A 17,395-nucleotide genomic window follows, 5' to 3' on the forward strand; every position below is an offset into this window, starting at 1 on the left:
TTATAAGTTAAATTAAGAGTAAATAATAGTTTTAAACTATTTAAAAAGGCTTACAAGTAATTCGACTTATAAGCCTTTTACTAATTAATAATTGACTGTAAAATTTAATGTTAAATAGCGGCCATTTCCTCTTGCATATTCACTATCTCTGGCCATAATCATTGAAGCGCTCGTATAGTAAGTTTTATTAAACAAATTTTCAATTCCCATACTAATTTTTGTATTTTTAAATTTATAGTTTGCTGTCAGATTAAAAAGATCAATTGGAAACACTTTTCCTTCACCTTCGTTAAATATTTCATTGCCATTTTTGTCTATAACAGGTGTAAAACGATCTCTTTTAAAAGTATGTATATAAATAACATTTAATGCAAGATTTTTGATAGGATTTAATGTGGTGAAAAAAGTAAGTTTAGGTGCTGATATGCTAAGTCCCGACATGTATTGGTTGTAACTTGAAGAATCATCCGTTTTAAGTTTTCCTTCTAGATATGAATATGTTCCACCTAAAATGATATATCGATTTATTTTTGTATCCATTTGAATTTCCAGACCTTGAATTAACTGTGGGTTTCTGACTACCTTCCAAAAACCGTCATTTCCTGCAACTAAATCACTACCTAATTTGGAATGTGACCAATAATATGCCGCTTTAAAGTTAATTTTATCAATAATTTTACTTGTGAAACCTACTTCGTAATTGTTAGTTGCTACGGGATCTGTTTCAATTTTGGAAACTACATCGTCTTTTGCATCTCTTAGCACACGGCCTAAATCAAAAATAGCAAATCCCTGAGAGAATGAAATATACGGGTTAAATTCTTTTGCTGCATAGTATTGAATAGAAGTATTAAATGTAGGTTTGTTATAATTTAAATTACCTCCTTGTATAGATGGCCAAACTTGATTTTTTTTATTAGGAATGGTATGATAATCAGGTATTTTTACTAAGATATGATCATATCTGACACCTGTTTTTAAATTAATTTTATTATAAAAATTAGTTACTGTCTGTAAAAAACCGGCAGTATTATATCCCTTCAATTCCGGAACCCAAAGTCTCCCATCCACAAGAGGTTGGCTTGTTTCGTCTAGCAAAAAATCTCCTCCGTATAAAACGGAAGTTTTAATATTTTCATTATAATTAATTGTCGTTATAAAATTTAGTCTGGCACCATATTTATTTGCTTTTATAGTAGCTTGTCCTCCAGTTTCTTCCCATCTTGGCTTACTAGGATTGTTTTCTCTATAATCGAAAATGGTATACAAACTTTGTGTGTAAAAAGAGGCCTCCAAACTCGTATTTTTAAATATATTATTGCTTATCAATTTTATGTAAGCATTATGATTGTATTTTGTTCCTTCATTTATAGCATTTGGATTTTTTTCTCCGACTATTCCTATTCTTGGTGATTGTAGATATTTCCCGCCAGATGCTACTAAATCAGTATCTTGTTCACTTGAAAAAAAATTGTACATAGCTTCTATTCTTAAATTTTGGGTAAATTTATATCCGATTTTAGCTAAAATATTTTTAGACATTACATCGCTTAACCCATATCGTGGAGAAATAAATTCTCCATTTCCATCAATACCTCTGCCGGAAGTTATTATTCCTGCATTTATTAAATAATCAAAGTTTTTTATATTTCCATAAAGTTGTTGATTAAGTTTGTATCCTGATGCATGATCTGATTGTTTTATTCTCGCATCTGTAATGCCTATAGAAGTTTCGCCATTAAATGCTTTATTTGAACGTGACTTTTTAGTTACAAAGTTTACAATTCCTCCTACAGCACCCGAACCATATAGAGAACTAGCGCCTTCAATAACTTCGATTCGTTCAATCGCGAATGGACTTATGGAACGAATGTCTCTATCTGTATTTCTTAATGGCGTTGACTGAGGAATGCCATCAACCATTACTAGCATAGGTCTGCCACGCATGGTTTGTGATCTATTGCTTGTAGTATTTGAACTTAGTCCTATGGATGGTACCGCCAAGCCCAGAATTACTGACATATCAGGATTTGATAAAGCGAGTTCTTCAATAGTTTCTTTAGAAATAACAATGACTGAACTTGCTGAATTTTTTACAACTTCCGGTATTCTGGTGGCTGATATTATAGTTTCATTTAATTCTAACTCTTTAGTCTCTTGAGTGTAGAAGTGTTGATGGTTAATTAGTAAAATGATACATGCAAAAAAGAGCTTTATATTCATGATTGATATATTTTGATTGTAAATATAATGTTATTTAGAATTATTATAATTAATTAATTTAAATTTTTAAAATGCCAATCGTTAGAAGTAATTTATTTTAATCTTCAAAAATCTAAAATAATTTTGACTTGATTTAATTAATAAATTATTGTAATATAAAGTGTTAAATATATTTTTATGGGAATAGATTTATAACATCATCAAATAAATATAATATCAAAAATTATAGTAAATGTATAATTATTTTGATGAAAATTGCTTTTGCAAAAAGATCTTTTCGATTTTTTACCGTCGATGTAAAAGTATAACGTTTTAAATAACCAAGATTTATGAGATGAGAATAAAGCTCTTAATTCGTTATCTTTGTCTAAATAATTAAAAGATATGAGTTTTTTAGATAAATATAAAGTACTGGTTGAAGATGCAATTGATCAATATAAATTAAAAGATCAGCCAGTTCAATTATATGAGCCAATAAATTACATTTTGGGACTGGGTGGAAAGCAACTTCGCCCTGTATTATTGTTAATGGCTTGTGATTTATTTAATGGAGATTTGAAAAGTGCTCTTAAACCTGCATTGGGAATTGAATATTTTCATAATTTCTCTTTAATGCATGATGATATTATGGATAAGGCACCTTTACGAAGAGGAAAAGAAACCGTTCATAAGAAATACGATGAAAATACAGCAATCTTGTCGGGAGATGCTTTATTGGTAAAATCATTTCAAATGCTGGAAGATTTAAATCCGGATTTATTAAAATCTTGTTTTTTGTTGTTTACGAAAACAGCGCTGGGTGTTTGTGAGGGACAACAATATGATATGAACTTTGAGAGGCAACAAGCTGTATCTTTTGATGAATACATTCATATGATATCAGGTAAAACAGCTGTTTTATGTGCCTGTTCACTTAAAATGGGATCAATAATTGCTAAAGCAGATGATGAAAATGCAGATTATATGTATGAGTTTGGGCGATATTTAGGGATTGCTTTTCAATTAATGGATGATTATCTGGATGTGTTTGGTGTCGTAAACAAAGTAGGGAAAAAACATGCTGGGGATATTACAGAAAATAAAAAAACCGTACTTTATTTATTAGCTGTTCAAAATGCAGACGAAAAACAATTGGAAAGACTTACTTATTGGTTTTCCCGTATTGATGATTCCATAGAAAAAATTTCAGAAGTTATAAAAATTTATAAAGAATTAAAAATTGATGATCAGTGCTTGGAATTAGTGCGATTTTATACTGATAAATCATTCGCGTATTTATCTAAAATAAATGTATCTGATGATAAAAAGAAACCCTTCTACCAATTGGTAGACTATTTACTTGTAAGACAAAATTAAAATTTTTGTATGATATTTAGAACAGAATTAGAATACAATCCTCAATCATATGGTTTAGATTATACCAGTAATATTTTTACTATGGGATCTTGTTTTGCAACTGAAATTTCAGAAAAGCTTGCCTTTTATAAATTTAATGTAAAGCATAACCCTTTTGGAGTTTTATTTCATCCTTTAGCAATTGAAAATGCATTAATGAGAATTTATTCCAATGAAGAATACCTAGCCTCTGAAATTTATAAATATGAAGATTTATATTTTAGTTGGGATCATCATTCGTCTTTTAGTAGTCATACGGCTGAAAAAACTCTCAATCTTATAAATAAAAACATACAGGATGCAAATAATTTTCTACAGAATACTGATCTAGTTATTATTACCTTAGGAACTGCATTTGTGTATCGGCTAAAACAATATGATCTGGTAGTTGCTAACTGTCACAAGATACCGAATACTCAATTCACTAAATCCCTTTTAGCAGAGCATCAGATAAAGACTTCACTCAAGAATATTGTTGAAATGCTTACTGATATAGGAAAACCGGGAATGAAAATATTATTTACGTTAAGTCCTGTCAGGCATACTAAAGATGGATTAATTGAGAATAATAAAAGTAAGGCTAGATTACTTTGTGCTATGCATTCTGTTGTAGACTCATATGAAAATTGCGATTATTTTCCTTCTTATGAATTTATAATGGATGATTTGAGAGATTATCGTTTTTATAAAGACGATTTGGTTCATCCTAATGAATTTGCCATTCAATATATTTGGGAAAGTTTTCAAAGAGCTCATATCACTTCCGATATATATTCTTTAATGCAGAAAGTTAAAAAAGTTAATTTAGCTCTTCAACACCGACCTCACAACACGTTTACGATAGCATATAAAAAATTTTTGTATAGTATTGTTAAAGATATTCAGGATATTGAACCTAAGCTACCTAAAGGAGCATTCAAGGAAGAGTTTGTAGAGTTAAGAAAAAAAATGAATAATTCATATTAATTATAAATTAAAAAGTTAACTTTTATAATTTCTGGTTATTCTGATTCTAAGTGGGAACCATTTTTTTAGACTATCCAATTGATAAGTTTTCAAGTTGCACACATTTTTATGGAAAAAAATTATAGAATGCTTTTCCATAGCTTGTAAATAGCCACAATAAATGTTTATTAGAGCAGGTCTGATGGGTGCAAAATCAGAATCTGTCATGATAAGGGTTATAGCTGGCGGTGGAATACCTTCTTCATGCGTATTTGTAAAAACTTTATTAAAGTTAGAATAATAATTTGATTTCCAATAGATGAATTTTTCTCTAAAATCAATACGTAAAAACCTTTCGCTATGTTGGATCCAATACCCCGAACTTCTGGGTTTGATGATTGATTTTCCTAAACTTATAGTGATATTATTAATTTCTGTATAAGGAATAATGTTAAAAGTTACATCTTTTTGATCAAAATGATCAGATTTGTTTGTCCTGATGTTCTTATGAATTAAAGTAAAATAGGTACCTCCGTTTTTTATGCTATCAAGATCGAATTTTAGATTTTTTTCTTTATCATTAATAATAGATAGCTGGTTTTTGCATAAATTTTTTTTGTCAAACTTTTCTAAGCTTTTTTTCTCCCAACTAAAAGTTGATCTACTGTTTGAAAAAAAATTATTAGTTTCGGAATTTTTACATCCCAAAATTATCACAAGTAAACAAATTAAAGGAAATAGTCTCATTGTGAGTAAAATTAATGGTAATAAATGAATTTACAAAAGTATATCAAAGGTTTTACAAATCCTCACCTATACCCCAATAGGGTTTAGGTGAGGATTTATCTTACCAAAGATCAGATAATAAAACTCTGCAATCCATAGTTGCATTACTTTTATTAGTTAAAACCATATTTTTAGGTTCAGCACCTTGCACGTCAAAATTAATAGTATATAGTCCGTGAGTAGGAGTAATAGTAAATGTAGATACCATGTAAGCAGACTGCATAGTCTGAGCATTTCCTTCAGAATAAACCCCTCCGGTTTGCTGTATAGATACGTGACTTACATTATTAGCCAATGTTATTAGATATTCATCCGTGAAAGTTTTATAACTGTTAGAAGTTAATGAACCGCTTATATTAACTCTATAAGCTCTATAAGTAAAAAAAGGGAAAGAAAAAGTTCCTGTTGCTGATAGTACAGAGGTATATCTTGCTCTTCCCATATTACCAGAGTTATCTCTTCCATTATTAACATACATTGCCTGCCACTTACTTCCCTGCCATACATAAAAATTTTTCCCATTAGCATTGTCTCCGCTAATACTTGTATTCGTATTATAAACCATCATTCCATCTGTAGCTGTTCCGTCTAACCCCCAGGTAGTTGTTGATGTAAGGCTCACCCTGGGAATTAATAAACCTTTCGTTGTAGAGGTTAAATCTAGTATCGCACCTGAGTTAGGAGAACGAACTCCTATTCCTACGTTACCGCCAACTGGATTTAATAGAATTGACAGTGAAGTGTTTTTAACAACATCACGTGATTGGAAACCAAATCCATAAGGGGTATTAATATCTGAAAATAAATCCAAAGCGCCGTTAGATGCAGTGAATGTAGCAATACTGGCTGATGCCTGTAGAGTAGGGATCATTTGGTCACCCGTAACATGTAGTCGTGTAGTTGGAGTGGTGTTGTTGATTCCAAGTCTGCCATTATTTAGTATAGTAACTAGATTTGCATTACTGGAATTATTTATAGATAGTGCTTTGGTTGCAGCATCGTTACCTTTGGTTAGAATATCCAAAGTTGCACTTGGAGCTGTTACATTAATACCCACCTGCCCTTTGGAATATTTAGAGAAGCAGAGTAGAGTAATAGTAATAATTAATAATAAAGTTTTTTTCATGATGTTTATTTTAATAATGAGTTGTTCATTTATAGATATAATATATAGATCAATAATTTTTAATTATTGATTAAATATTTTTTATATTATATTTTTAAACTAAATTTAATATGTTTTTTGTGTTAATTTTTAAAGTATCAAATTTAATGCTAATAAGTATATATGAATTAATTTTAATTAATATTTTTGAAAAAAATCTATAATGAGATTAATTGATACACATACCCATTTATATTCAAATGAGTTTTTATACGATAGAGATGAAGTAATTCAGAGGGCTATAAAAGAAGGGGTAGAAAGATTTTACCTCCCCTCAATTAATTCCTCATATTATGATTCTATGCTTTCTTTGAAAAATGATTATCCTGAAAATATTTTTTTAATGATAGGGCTACATCCTTGTGATGTAAAATACGAATCTTATACGGAGGAACTTTTATTTGTTAAAAATAAGCTAAAAGAAGGTAAATTTGCTGCTATAGGGGAAATTGGAATTGACTTATATTGGGATAAATCGACATTAGCCATACAACAAGATGCTTTCAGAAAACAAATTTGTCTGGCTAAAAAATATAAGTTACCCATAGTTATACATGTAAGAGATGCATTTGAAGAAATTTTTGAAATTCTGAGAGAAGAAAATTCTCCTGAATTGTATGGTATTTTACATTGTTTTTCGGGTACTTTAGAACAGGCTTTAGAAGCAATTAGCTTAGGATTTAGTTTAGGAATTGGTGGGGTTGTTACCTTTAAGAATGGTAAAATAGATCAATTTTTAAAAGAAATTCCGTTAGATAAGATTGTACTAGAGACAGATTCCCCTTATTTAGCCCCCGTGCCTTTCAGGGGTAAAAGGAATGAGTCATCGTATATAAAGTTGGTAGTTGATAAACTTTCTGATATTTATGAAGTTTTGCCTGATAAAATAGCAGATATAACCACAATGAATGCTTTAAAAATTTTTAAGATGTAAATCAGTAAATATTATTTATAAAAAAATCCGGTGAAATCACCGGATTTTTATTTTTTATAATATCTTACTACTTATGCTTGAGCTTCACTTGTTTGAATTGAAACATAAGAGCGATTATTTTGTTTTTTTCTAAAAACAACTACTCCATCAACAAGAGCAAATAAGGTATGGTCTTTACCTATCCCAACATTATCTCCTGGGTGGTGTACAGTACCTCTTTGTCTTACTAAGATGTTACCTGCTTTGGCTTCTTGACCTCCGAAAATCTTAACTCCTAATCTTTTGGAATGTGATTCTCTACCGTTTTTGGAGCTACCAACCCCCTTCTTGTGTGCCATTCTGTTACTATTTCTTAATTAAAATTTTGTTATTCTTCAGTTTTTTCTTCTTCAGTTTTAGCTGCAGCTTTTTTTGATGCTTTTTTAGGAGCGCTGCCTCCAATAGAAATGATTTGAATTTGAGTGAATTGTTGTCTGTGACCATTTTTCACTTTATATCCTTTTCTTCTTTTCTTTTTGAAAACAATAACTTTGTCTCCTTTAACATGGTCTAAAACTTTAGCGACTACTGTCACTCCTTCTATAACCGGGGCGCCTACTGTTATGGAACCATTATCTGTAAGTAAAACTTTATCAAAAGTTACTTCATCATTAGCATTTGCTTGTAAACGGTTCACGAACAACTTTTGGTCTTGCTCAACTTTGTATTGAAGCCCTGCTATCTCTACAATTGCGTACATAAAATATTCGTTTTTTTATTTTTTACAGGTTGCAAATATAAGGTTTTTTTTTAAATATCAATAATAAAATGACTTGAAGCTATTAGATTTTTAGTTTAGTCCAATATAGCGATATCTTAGATAACAATTACTAATTTTGTAAATAGATACAAGTTTTATATGAATAAAAAATCTTTAAAAGTTTTGTATATGGGGACTCCAGATTTTGCTGTAGCTCCCTTAGATGAAATTTTCAAATCCAATCATCAGATTGTGGGAGTAGTGACTGTTCCGGATAAACCAGCAGGCAGAGGTCGTAAATTGATGGAATCTGCAGTGAAAAAGTACGCTGTAGAGAATGAGCTGCTTGTTTTGCAGCCTTCTAAAATGAAAGATCCGGACTTTTTAAAGGTAATTAAGGATTTAAATCCTGATGTAATTGTGGTTGTAGCATTCCGTTTGCTTCCAGAAGAAATATGGTCCCTGCCTCAATTAGGTACTTTTAATCTGCATGCTTCTTTGCTTCCTCAATATAGAGGAGCTGCACCCATTAATTTTGCTATAATAAATGGAGATAAAGAGTCCGGAGTTACCACTTTTTTTATAGATCATAAGATTGATACTGGTGAAATTTTACTTCAATCGTCATTACCAATTTTAGATAGTGATGATGCCGGTACTTTGCATGATAAGCTCATGGAGTTAGGGAGGGGGGTAGTACTTGAAACATTGAACGGTCTTGCTGCAGGAACATTAGAGCCTAAAAAACAAGTTTTGCTGGAAAATGTTGAATATAAATATGCTCCGAAAATATTTAAAGATGATTGCGAAATTGACTGGAATAAGTCCCTGATACAAATTAATAATTTAATTAAAGGCTTGAGTCCCTATCCGGTTGCATTCACCCATTGGGTAAGCAATGATTCAAGTAAGATTTTGAAAATATATAAAGGACTTTATACTGTAGAAAAACATGCGTTACCTATAGGGAGTGTGGTTGTTGAAGGAAAGGCTTTGAAAATTGCTGCATCCGATGGATTTTATTTTCCTCTATTGGTTCAGCTTGAAGGTAAAAAAGCACTGTCTGTTTCTGATTTTATTAATGGATTAACGCAAAAAAATAATATTAAAGTCAGATAAATATGAACTTTAAAAATGTTAAGTTAGTTGTGAGTGATATGGATGGTACCTTGCTTCACTCTGATTATAGTATAAATCCGGAATTTTTTAATATTTATGAAAAATTAAAATCGTTAGGTATTAGTTTTTCTGTAGCTAGTGGGAGGCAATATTATAGTTTATTGAAAATATTTGATTCAATTAAAAATGATATCTATTTTATTGCTGAAAATGGTGGAAACTTAGTTTATTGTGGAAAGACATTGATTACTAGAGAAATAAACCAAGATCTAATTAGTGAAGTTATTAAATTATGTGTTCCCATTTCAGGTGCTGAGGTTTTATTATGTGGAATCAAATCTGCTTATGCAAGTAAATCAGCTCCAGAGTTTGCGGAACATATTAAGCAATATTATCCCAAAAATAAGGTACTTTCTTCTTTATCTGAACCTTTAGAAGATGAAATTGTGAAAATAGCTATTTATAATAGAGAAGGAGTTGAGAATAGTGTATATCCTATAGTATCATACTTAAATAAAGAATACAATGTTAAAATTTCCGGAAAACATTGGGTTGATATTTCTTTAAAAAACTCCAATAAAGGAGAAGCTCTTAAAGAAGTACAGAAAAGATTAAATATCTCAAAAGAGGAAACTATGGTTTTTGGGGATTATCTTAATGATGAAGAAATGATGCATGAAGCATTTTATAGTTTTGCTATGGAGAATGCCCATCCTGATTTAAAAAAATCAGCAAATTTTGAAACAGTATCAAATGATCAGGATGGAGTTTTGAAAATTTTGCAAGAAGTTATCAGGCAAAATAGTTAATTGATTTGGAAATAAAAAAGCTCATAAATTTTATGAGCTTTTTTAATACTATTTTTGTTTAAGAAGGACAGGTGAAAACGTTAGCAGTACATTTTTGTGTGACAGGATTAAATTTTGAAATTGTCGGACAAGTATAAATGTAACTTGAAAATAATTGTCTAGATCCATCTCTTTTATATACACAATAAGCATATTGTTTGCAACTAGTGCCAGGGATTACTAAGCGAATATTTTTATTTGATAATTTCGGGCAAATATTGCTTTGAGGAGCCTCGGAGATAGCGTCGCCAGAGTCTGAAAGTTTGTTTTCATCAGCTAAAGCTGTTGAGCTTTTCGATTTATGAAATGAGGCCACAAGTCCTTCATTATCATAAGGATTTTTTGCATGTAGATCATTGTTGGCAGCTGATTGTGAATAATAGAATGAACATGTCATTACTAAAATCAAAGTTACTAATTGTTTCATATTTTTTGTTTTTTAAAAAATTAATTGGATAAAATTAACGTTTTTTTATTTATAAAATAATTATTTTATAAATTATTTTAAAATGTTATAAATTAATTTTAATGTATATTAATTATGTTTGTTAATGATTTATTTGTAACGTAGTTTAATATATGGGGCACAATGATGTAGTGCGCTAAATTGATTTTTTATACAAATAGCATATGAGGAAATCTATTGGATTTAATTTTAAATGAAAAGATTAATCATGCTAGAAGGGGGGGGCGGGAGTTATAGAATATTAAAATTTGTATATATATTGTTTTTTTACTGTATAATTGATTAAATGAAGTAAGTAATAAAAAAAAGAGAGCTCAAAATATTTGAGCTCTCTTACGGGTATTTAATTAATTGTATATATGATTTCTATTAATAAGGACATCTTGCAATAGTAGCAGAGCATAGTCGACTTCCTACATTAAATTTAGAAGTTGTAGGGCAAGTGTATGTATAAGACGAAAACAAAGCGCTGCCACTATATACACATTTAATATACTGTGTACAGTTAGTTCCTGGTTTTAGCCAGTTTCCTGCGCTCTTACATGTAAAATTAGTATTTACTCCATTTGCGCTTGTAGAAGCAGATTGAGTGTCATCACAGGAGCCATAAGCGGTAACGGTAATGGTGGTTCTTCCTTCAGTAGTAGGAGAGTAGTTGTAAGTAGAACTTACACCACTTTGAACAATTTGACTACCTACTTTCCAGTCGTATCTCACAGCATTGGTTACACCACTTGCAGTAAATTTCTGGGTTGTTCCAGGATTTACCTGAGCCGTAGTTGGGGAAATTTTTAAAGTTCCAGACAGTTTTTGACAAGCTACTGTGGGGGTGGAAGTAACGGAATTACTTACAGATGAACTGTTGCATCCGATAGCTTTTACCATTATGGTAACACTTGACGTATTCTGTGGAGTATATGTAAATGTAGTACCGTTCTGACCAGATTGAAGTGAATTATTAACATACCATTGATAGGTTTCAGCATTGCTAACTCCAGAAACAGTAAATACGGATTGTTCACTTACAACTAAGGGTGTATAGCTGATAGATGGTGTTCCAGAAACTGGTATACATGCCGTTTGAGGAGTAGCTGTAACAGTTCCCGTGGTGGTAGTTGTTTCATCACAACCTATTCCGGTTACAGTTATAGTTACAGGATTTGTATCTGAAGGAGTAAATTTAAAAGTTTGACTGGTTTCATCTTGGACATGATCATTAACAGCCCATTGATAACTTAAAATGTTTGTTCCCCCGTTTGCTGTAAATGTTGTGGTTTCACTAACGATTAAGTTGGGATTAGCCGGGCTTATAGAAAGTGTACCGGAAGCTGTGTTTTGACAGGCCTCTACATCATTTGGGATTTCATCTATTTGAGCAGATTGAAAAGTTCCGTCACAGCTATATGCTTTAACTTTGATAATTACCTGATCAGTATTAACAGGTGTATAGGTAAAAGTTGCATATATTTCGCCTTCTTGTACTACATCGTCTACTAGCCATTCATATCTAGACACATTCTCAACATTATAGGCGCTATATTCTTTGGCTACACCAACAAAAATATCCGTAACATAATCACGGGTAATCCCCAATGTGCCAGTCATAGGTATACAATCTACATCTCCGCATTTTTCAATCCATTCTGTTTTTACCCAGAAATTTATACATTTAGTATCTACATTATAGATCATTAAACCGTTTTTTTTACTACTGGAGCTAAGAGAGTCCAGTTTTCTTATTTGCAGTGTTGTTAATTGAGGAAGTCTTAACCCTTTTTTTAATGCTATTTCTAAAGATGAATAATTTGAAGGTTGACTGGTTCCAATGCCTACTGAGCCAGAGTTTGTAATAACTACATCATCTTTCTGTTCATCTTGTGAAGGAGTTCCCGTTTGGGAATTGTTTCCTGAACCGTCAATATGAAAGACCGTTTTAGGATTGTTTGTATTAACACCTGTCTGCGAATAACTGACAGAAGTATATAAAGCTAAAAATAATATAATTAATCGTTTCATTTTAAAGTTTCATTTAAGGTTAAATAAAATATTGCGCTATTTGTATAAAAATATGTTCCACTAATGTTAATCTTTATTTTGTAAAGAATATTTTGTTTTAATTACAAGGGGAACGTTAATTACCGCATATTTTTTTCCATTCTGTATCTACCCAGAAGTTAATACAATTAGTTTCGGTATTAAATACAGTCAATCCGTTTTTATTATCATCGGCGCTCGTAGTAGAGTCCAACTCTGATATTTGAGAATTAGTCAACTGTGGTAGTCTAAGCCCTTTATCAGATGCAATTTCTAAGGAAGAGTAAGCCGCTGGCTCAATGGTCCCGATTCCTATACTTCCGGAACTGGTAATCACGACATCGTTTTTTTGAGCGCTTTCTGAGATAGTACCCGATGTAGGATTATCTCCGGCTCCGTCAATATGTAATAAAGCCTTTGGATTGCTTGTATTAATACCAACCTGAGAAAAACAACAATAAGATGATAATGTAGTTGTTAGTAATAGTAAAAAAAGTTTCATAAATGTGTATAGTTATAGTTAATGATTGAAAGGTTTATAAAAATTAAATTGATATTAGTTAATAATTGTATTTTACATATAACTAATTATAACATTCATATTGCAGCGAATAATAAATAGTTTAGTTTTTATTATATATAAGAAAGTAGTAGTTTGAAATAAATTGTAATTAAGGATACCATTTTTACGATAATAAAATTTAGCATTTTCTTAACTGGATGCAAATGTAGTATCTTGTAATGTGTATATCCTAAATAAAAATAAGTGTATTTCGTGAAATCCGCTATAATTTTGTGTAATAAAAAAGTAAATCCTCATGTCTATGTAAAAAAAAAGTGTTATAAAAAATTCGTTATTTGAATAAATTATAAAATTACTTTTTTTAAAAAAATAAATAATATGAGATTAAATTAAATTTATTTTTAATACAATGATGTTTAAAATGTTTAAATTATTCTTTATTGAAATTATTCTAGACTTTGTAAATGTTCTTTAAGCTAAAACTATTGAATATTCGCTTTTTTTTAATGTAAATTAATAAATTAATTCGATTTTGTATTGATTTTACTTGTTATGACTCATAAGTATTATATAAATATCATAAATTATGACTTATATCTGTAGTAAAAAATATGATTTTAATATTAACTAAGCTTTTTAATATTAATTTTTTAATAAAATGATTTTTTAAGGTATAGGGTTATAGCAAAAAACAAAAAAATACTTGTAAAAGTATTTTTCAATCAAATAAAGAAAAAGTGAGTATCAATAAATTTGATTAATTAATAGCTTCATTAAGTAATTCAGCTAAATCTTTGACAAAAACCTGTAGACTTTTTTCTTTAACCTTAATACCATCAGTGAGCATGGTGTTGCAAAATGGACAACCAGTGGCTATAATGTTCGGAGATTTATCAAGAGCTTCCTCCGTTCTTTCTATGTTAATATCCTTTATGCCCTTTTCAGGTTCTTTAAACATTTGTGCACCTCCTGCACCACAGCAAAGGCCATTTTGACGACAGCGTTTCATTTCAATTAAATCGGCTTCAAGTGCAGATAATACTTGTCGTGGAGCTTCGTATTGATCATTGGCTCTTCCAAGATAACAAGGATCATGAAAAACTATTTTTTTTCCTTTAAAATTTCCCCCTTCTACTTTTAAGCGACCTTCGTATAATAAATTTTGAAGAAATTGAGCGTGATGAAGAACTTCATACTCCCCTCCAAGTTGAGGATATTCATTTTTTAGCGTATTGAAACAATGAGGACAGGCGGTAACTATTTTTTTTATTTCATATGAATTCAAAACCTCTATATTCATTATAGCTTGCATTTGAAATAGAAATTCATTTCCTGCTCTCTTCGCCGGATCTCCTGTACACCCCTCTTCTTGGCCTAAAATAGCAAAATCTATTCTCGCTTTTTGTAAAAGAGAGGCAAAAGCTTTAGTAATTTTTTTAGCTCTTTCATCAAAACTTCCTGAGCAGCCTACCCAAAATAAAACTTCCGGAGATTTTCCTTCAGCAGCATATTCTGCCATTGTTTTTATCGGTTGAATATTAGATTCCATAATTAAAATCAGATGTTAGGTTTTATGTTTACTCTTTTGAAAGTCTATTCATGAATCCAGTTTGCACGATCACTCTGACTAAATTGCCAAGGAGCGCTGTTGTTTTCCATGTTTGCCATCATCATATTCAATTCCTGAGGAGCTGCAGATTGTTCCATTACCAGATAGCGGCGTAAATCTATAATTATTGATAAAGGATCAATCAGAACAGGACATGATTCAACACAGGCATTACAGGTAGTACAAGCCCAGAGTTCTTCAGATGTAATGTAATCACCCAATAATTGCTTCCCGTCCTCGATAAAAATACCGTTTTTATTAATATTTTTGCCAATATCTTCAATGCGATCTCTAACACTCATCATAATCTTTCTTGGAGAAAGTTTTTTTCCTGTTAAATTGGCAGGACAATTAGAGGTACATCTACCGCATTCAGTGCAAGTATAAGCATTTAGTAATTGAATCCAAGACAAATCAGTAGCATCACTAGCTCCAAATTTTTCAGGAATAGTACCCTCAGGCGTGGCTGCATATGGATCTATGTTCGGATCCATCATAGATCTTACTTCTTTAGTTATTGCCTCTAAAGAATTTAGCTGGCCTTTTTTATTTAGGTTTGAAAAGTAAGTATTAGGAAAAGCAAATAATATATGCAGGTGCTTAGAAAAGTAAAGATAATTCATGAAAAATAATATTCCAAGATAATGAAACCACCAGGACGACTTTTCAATAATTATAAGAGAATGCACAGATAAACCGGAAAAAGCATTGCCTAAAATTAGATGACTTATTGGAAAATAACCCAAGGTCTCTCTATGATCCAGAAGTTGTAAGTTAATGTCAGCAGAGTTCATAGACAATAATGCAAACATCATAACAAATTCTATGATTAATATTAAATTTCCGTCTATTTTCGGCCATCCTATAAGATCTCTGGAATTCAGTCTGGGTACTTTAGTTATATTTCTTCTGATAAAAAAAACTGAAACAGAAATCATTACTGAAACGGCTAAAAAGTCAAGAGTAGCAGTTACAAAATTATACAGCTGAGTAGGTATAATATGCCCCAGATATCTATGAGTTCCAAAAATACCATCGATAAAAATTTCAATCAGCTCTACATTAACGATCAAAAATCCTAAATAGACAATTATGTGGAAAAAACCTGCCACAGGCTTAGCCATCATTTTACCCTGCCCAATAGCAATACGAGCCATTAATTTCAATCTTACAGAAGGTTGATCGGAACGATTAGATTTTTTCCCCAGAAGTATATTTCGTCGTATTCTTAAAAGATTGCGTACAAAAAGTCCAATTCCACCAATAGCAAAAGCTAAGAATAATATACTTCGTAGATATTCCATGACATAATGGTTTTTATGGTTTTAAATTCCTATTCGTTCGGCAATTCGGATTTTTCGATAGTTTGTTTTTTGTCTTTATCTTTTCCTCCTCCAAAAACAGAAAAATGTACATATCTTTTTGGATTGGTTTTAAAATCATCTAATAGTACACTTAGATTTTTGGAAGCATCATTCAAATTGTTGTATAATCCGTTGTCATTCATTAATTTACCTAGACTACCATTCCCTGAATTTATTTTCCCGGTGATTTGGTTAAGGTCATTTAATGTGCTTTCAAGTTTTTTTAAGGTCTGTTCAAAATCAGTTTGATTTAATTTATCTGCTACAGAACCGTATTTTTCAACAGTTGAATTTGTAGTAACCAACATTTTATTGGCATTATCTAAAGCAGTAGTTAGTTTAACGGAATTTCCGGAAATAAGGGCATTGGCATTTTTACCTAAAGAGTTAAATTCTGAAATAGCTAGATTTAAGTTGCTCAATGCTGTCTCTATATGATTTCTGTTTTTTTCATTAAGTAATTTATTGGTAGCTGCTAAAGTAGAGTCTAATCTCATTAATACATTATTGGCATTATTACTCAAAGGTTTTAATTCAGAACCGGCTAAATCCATGATTCCAGGAAGAATCATACCTTTTAAAGTATCACCGGATTTCGCTATTTCTGCATTATCTTCTGCCAGTAGTAAATTTATTTCAGCTCCATTCATTAAGCTGGTAACAATCTGGGCAACCGAATTTTTTGAAAATTTGAACTCTTTTTGTACACGTAATTCAACAAGGAAGGAAACATTATTATTTTTGGTAGGAATAGGCGTTATAGATTCTACCATACCCACTTTAAGACCATTAATGGATACGTTTTTAGATTTTGACAATCCTTCAACTTTATTAAATTTTACGTAATAAGAGTCTTGACTGGAAAATACATCTCTCCCTTTTAAAAATTGAAATAACCACCAAAAACTTAATAAAGATATGATTACAATGATTCCTGCTTTAAATTCCTTTCTAATTTTCACTTTTGAACAACTTTTTTGGCAAATATAAAAATAAATAAAAAATATTAGAGGCTTTATTTTGCTTTTTATAAATTATTAAATGTTGCAGAATTACTAATTTACAGGATTTTATAATTTAAATCATTAAAAAAAAGGTAAAAGTTATTAGTTTGAGAAAGTATTCTTTCATAATTCTTCATAAAAAAAAATAAGGCACCAAATATTTGATAATAAATATGATAAATATGAGTAGTTGAAAAAAAAGAATATTTCAGTAAAAAAAATTTGCAAGAACAGAAAAACT

16 protein-coding genes are annotated in these 17,395 nt (G+C 30.7%); 5 read left to right on the plus strand and 11 right to left on the minus strand.

Features of this window, described 5'->3' with window-relative positions; translation table 11 throughout:
* Positions 1–84 precede the first annotated feature (84 nt).
* Complete coding sequence (locus EOV51_RS06645) at positions 85–2,223, minus strand: TonB-dependent receptor (RefSeq protein WP_128151131.1); 2,139 nt, start codon at positions 2,221–2,223, stop codon at positions 85–87.
* 384 nt (positions 2,224–2,607) lie between these two features.
* Between EOV51_RS06645 and EOV51_RS06650 the strand changes: the two genes are divergently transcribed.
* Together EOV51_RS06650 and EOV51_RS06655 are read left to right on the plus strand one after the other, a co-directional pair.
* Positions 2,608–3,579, plus strand: a complete 972-nt coding sequence (locus EOV51_RS06650) for a polyprenyl synthetase family protein (protein ID WP_128151133.1) — start codon at positions 2,608–2,610, stop codon at positions 3,577–3,579.
* Positions 3,580–3,588: 9 nt separating this feature from the next.
* Complete coding sequence (locus EOV51_RS06655; protein WP_128151135.1) at positions 3,589–4,584, plus strand: GSCFA domain-containing protein; 996 nt, start codon at positions 3,589–3,591, stop codon at positions 4,582–4,584.
* Between the two features lie 15 nt (positions 4,585–4,599).
* On the opposite strand, the gene EOV51_RS06660 is transcribed toward EOV51_RS06655, so the two are convergent.
* Both EOV51_RS06660 and EOV51_RS06665 read right to left on the minus strand, forming a co-directional pair.
* Positions 4,600–5,310: a hypothetical protein gene (locus tag EOV51_RS06660; RefSeq protein ID WP_128151137.1), complete on the minus strand. Its 711-nt coding sequence runs from the start codon at positions 5,308–5,310 to the stop codon at positions 4,600–4,602.
* A 100-nt stretch (positions 5,311–5,410) separates the two neighbouring features.
* Positions 5,411–6,475 carry a hypothetical protein gene (locus EOV51_RS06665; protein WP_128151139.1) on the minus strand — a complete coding sequence of 355 codons (1,065 nt, stop codon included), beginning with the start codon at positions 6,473–6,475 and terminating at the stop codon, positions 5,411–5,413.
* 202 nt (positions 6,476–6,677) lie between these two features.
* On the opposite strand from EOV51_RS06665, the gene EOV51_RS06670 reads away from it, so the two are divergent.
* A complete protein-coding gene (locus EOV51_RS06670; RefSeq protein ID WP_128151141.1) occupies positions 6,678–7,448 on the plus strand; it encodes a TatD family hydrolase in 771 nt (256 codons plus the stop codon).
* A 71-nt stretch (positions 7,449–7,519) separates the two neighbouring features.
* Here EOV51_RS06670 and rpmA read toward each other — a convergent pair whose 3' ends face one another.
* Positions 7,520–7,786 carry a 50S ribosomal protein L27 gene (gene rpmA, locus EOV51_RS06675; protein WP_128151143.1) on the minus strand — a complete coding sequence of 89 codons (267 nt, stop codon included), beginning with the start codon at positions 7,784–7,786 and terminating at the stop codon, positions 7,520–7,522.
* A 29-nt stretch (positions 7,787–7,815) separates the two neighbouring features.
* Positions 7,816–8,187, minus strand: coding sequence for a 50S ribosomal protein L21 (gene rplU, locus EOV51_RS06680; RefSeq protein ID WP_128151145.1), 372 nt, complete (start codon positions 8,185–8,187; stop codon positions 7,816–7,818).
* A 159-nt stretch (positions 8,188–8,346) separates the two neighbouring features.
* On the opposite strand from rplU, the gene fmt reads away from it, so the two are divergent.
* Positions 8,347–9,306, plus strand: coding sequence for a methionyl-tRNA formyltransferase (gene fmt, locus EOV51_RS06685; RefSeq protein WP_128151147.1), 960 nt, complete (start codon positions 8,347–8,349; stop codon positions 9,304–9,306).
* Positions 9,307–9,335: 29 nt separating this feature from the next.
* Positions 9,336–10,115: an HAD family hydrolase gene (locus EOV51_RS06690; protein WP_262901880.1), complete on the plus strand. Its 780-nt coding sequence runs from the start codon at positions 9,336–9,338 to the stop codon at positions 10,113–10,115.
* 58 nt (positions 10,116–10,173) lie between these two features.
* Here the strand turns inward: EOV51_RS06690 and EOV51_RS06695 are convergent, their stop codons facing one another.
* From EOV51_RS06695 to EOV51_RS06720, 6 genes are all read right to left on the minus strand, one after another.
* Entirely contained in the window at positions 10,174–10,551 is a 378-nt protein-coding gene (locus EOV51_RS06695; protein ID WP_128151151.1) for a hypothetical protein, read from the minus strand.
* A gap of 438 nt (positions 10,552–10,989) precedes the next feature.
* Positions 10,990–12,636: a hypothetical protein gene (locus tag EOV51_RS06700; protein WP_128151153.1), complete on the minus strand. Its 1,647-nt coding sequence runs from the start codon at positions 12,634–12,636 to the stop codon at positions 10,990–10,992.
* 115 nt (positions 12,637–12,751) lie between these two features.
* The gene (locus tag EOV51_RS06705; RefSeq protein WP_128151155.1) at positions 12,752–13,156 is read right to left on the minus strand and encodes a hypothetical protein; all 405 of its coding nucleotides are present in this window, start codon (positions 13,154–13,156) and stop codon (positions 12,752–12,754) included.
* A gap of 778 nt (positions 13,157–13,934) precedes the next feature.
* On the minus strand, positions 13,935–14,696 hold the full coding sequence (locus tag EOV51_RS06710) for a (Fe-S)-binding protein (protein WP_181951022.1): 762 nt from the start codon (positions 14,694–14,696) through the stop codon (positions 13,935–13,937).
* A gap of 74 nt (positions 14,697–14,770) precedes the next feature.
* Complete coding sequence (locus EOV51_RS06715; protein ID WP_128151159.1) at positions 14,771–16,090, minus strand: (Fe-S)-binding protein; 1,320 nt, start codon at positions 16,088–16,090, stop codon at positions 14,771–14,773.
* A gap of 29 nt (positions 16,091–16,119) precedes the next feature.
* Entirely contained in the window at positions 16,120–17,112 is a 993-nt protein-coding gene (locus tag EOV51_RS06720; RefSeq protein WP_164875255.1) for an MlaD family protein, read from the minus strand.
* Positions 17,113–17,395: the final 283 nt, after the last annotated feature.

The organism is Apibacter raozihei, assembly GCF_004014855.1.
GTDB lineage: Bacteria > Bacteroidota > Bacteroidia > Flavobacteriales > Weeksellaceae > Apibacter > Apibacter raozihei.

Bases quoted from the DNA above. Each gene is read 5' to 3' on its own strand.
- EOV51_RS06645 (WP_128151131.1), bottom strand. From the start codon at position 2,223: ATGAATATAAAGCTCTTTTTTGCATGTATCATTTTACTAATTAACCAT.
- EOV51_RS06650 (WP_128151133.1), top strand. From the start codon at position 2,608: ATGAGTTTTTTAGATAAATATAAAGTACTGGTTGAAGATGCAATTGAT.
- EOV51_RS06655 (WP_128151135.1), top strand. From the start codon at position 3,589: ATGATATTTAGAACAGAATTAGAATACAATCCTCAATCATATGGTTTA.
- EOV51_RS06660 (WP_128151137.1), bottom strand. From the start codon at position 5,310: ATGAGACTATTTCCTTTAATTTGTTTACTTGTGATAATTTTGGGATGT.
- EOV51_RS06665 (WP_128151139.1), bottom strand. From the start codon at position 6,475: ATGAAAAAAACTTTATTATTAATTATTACTATTACTCTACTCTGCTTC.
- EOV51_RS06670 (WP_128151141.1), top strand. From the start codon at position 6,678: ATGAGATTAATTGATACACATACCCATTTATATTCAAATGAGTTTTTA.
- rpmA (WP_128151143.1), bottom strand. From the start codon at position 7,786: ATGGCACACAAGAAGGGGGTTGGTAGCTCCAAAAACGGTAGAGAATCA.
- rplU (WP_128151145.1), bottom strand. From the start codon at position 8,187: ATGTACGCAATTGTAGAGATAGCAGGGCTTCAATACAAAGTTGAGCAA.
- fmt (WP_128151147.1), top strand. From the start codon at position 8,347: ATGAATAAAAAATCTTTAAAAGTTTTGTATATGGGGACTCCAGATTTT.
- EOV51_RS06695 (WP_128151151.1), bottom strand. From the start codon at position 10,551: ATGACATGTTCATTCTATTATTCACAATCAGCTGCCAACAATGATCTA.
- EOV51_RS06700 (WP_128151153.1), bottom strand. From the start codon at position 12,636: ATGAAACGATTAATTATATTATTTTTAGCTTTATATACTTCTGTCAGT.
- EOV51_RS06705 (WP_128151155.1), bottom strand. From the start codon at position 13,156: ATGAAACTTTTTTTACTATTACTAACAACTACATTATCATCTTATTGT.
- EOV51_RS06710 (WP_181951022.1), bottom strand. From the start codon at position 14,696: ATGGCAGAATATGCTGCTGAAGGAAAATCTCCGGAAGTTTTATTTTGG.
- EOV51_RS06715 (WP_128151159.1), bottom strand. From the start codon at position 16,090: ATGGAATATCTACGAAGTATATTATTCTTAGCTTTTGCTATTGGTGGA.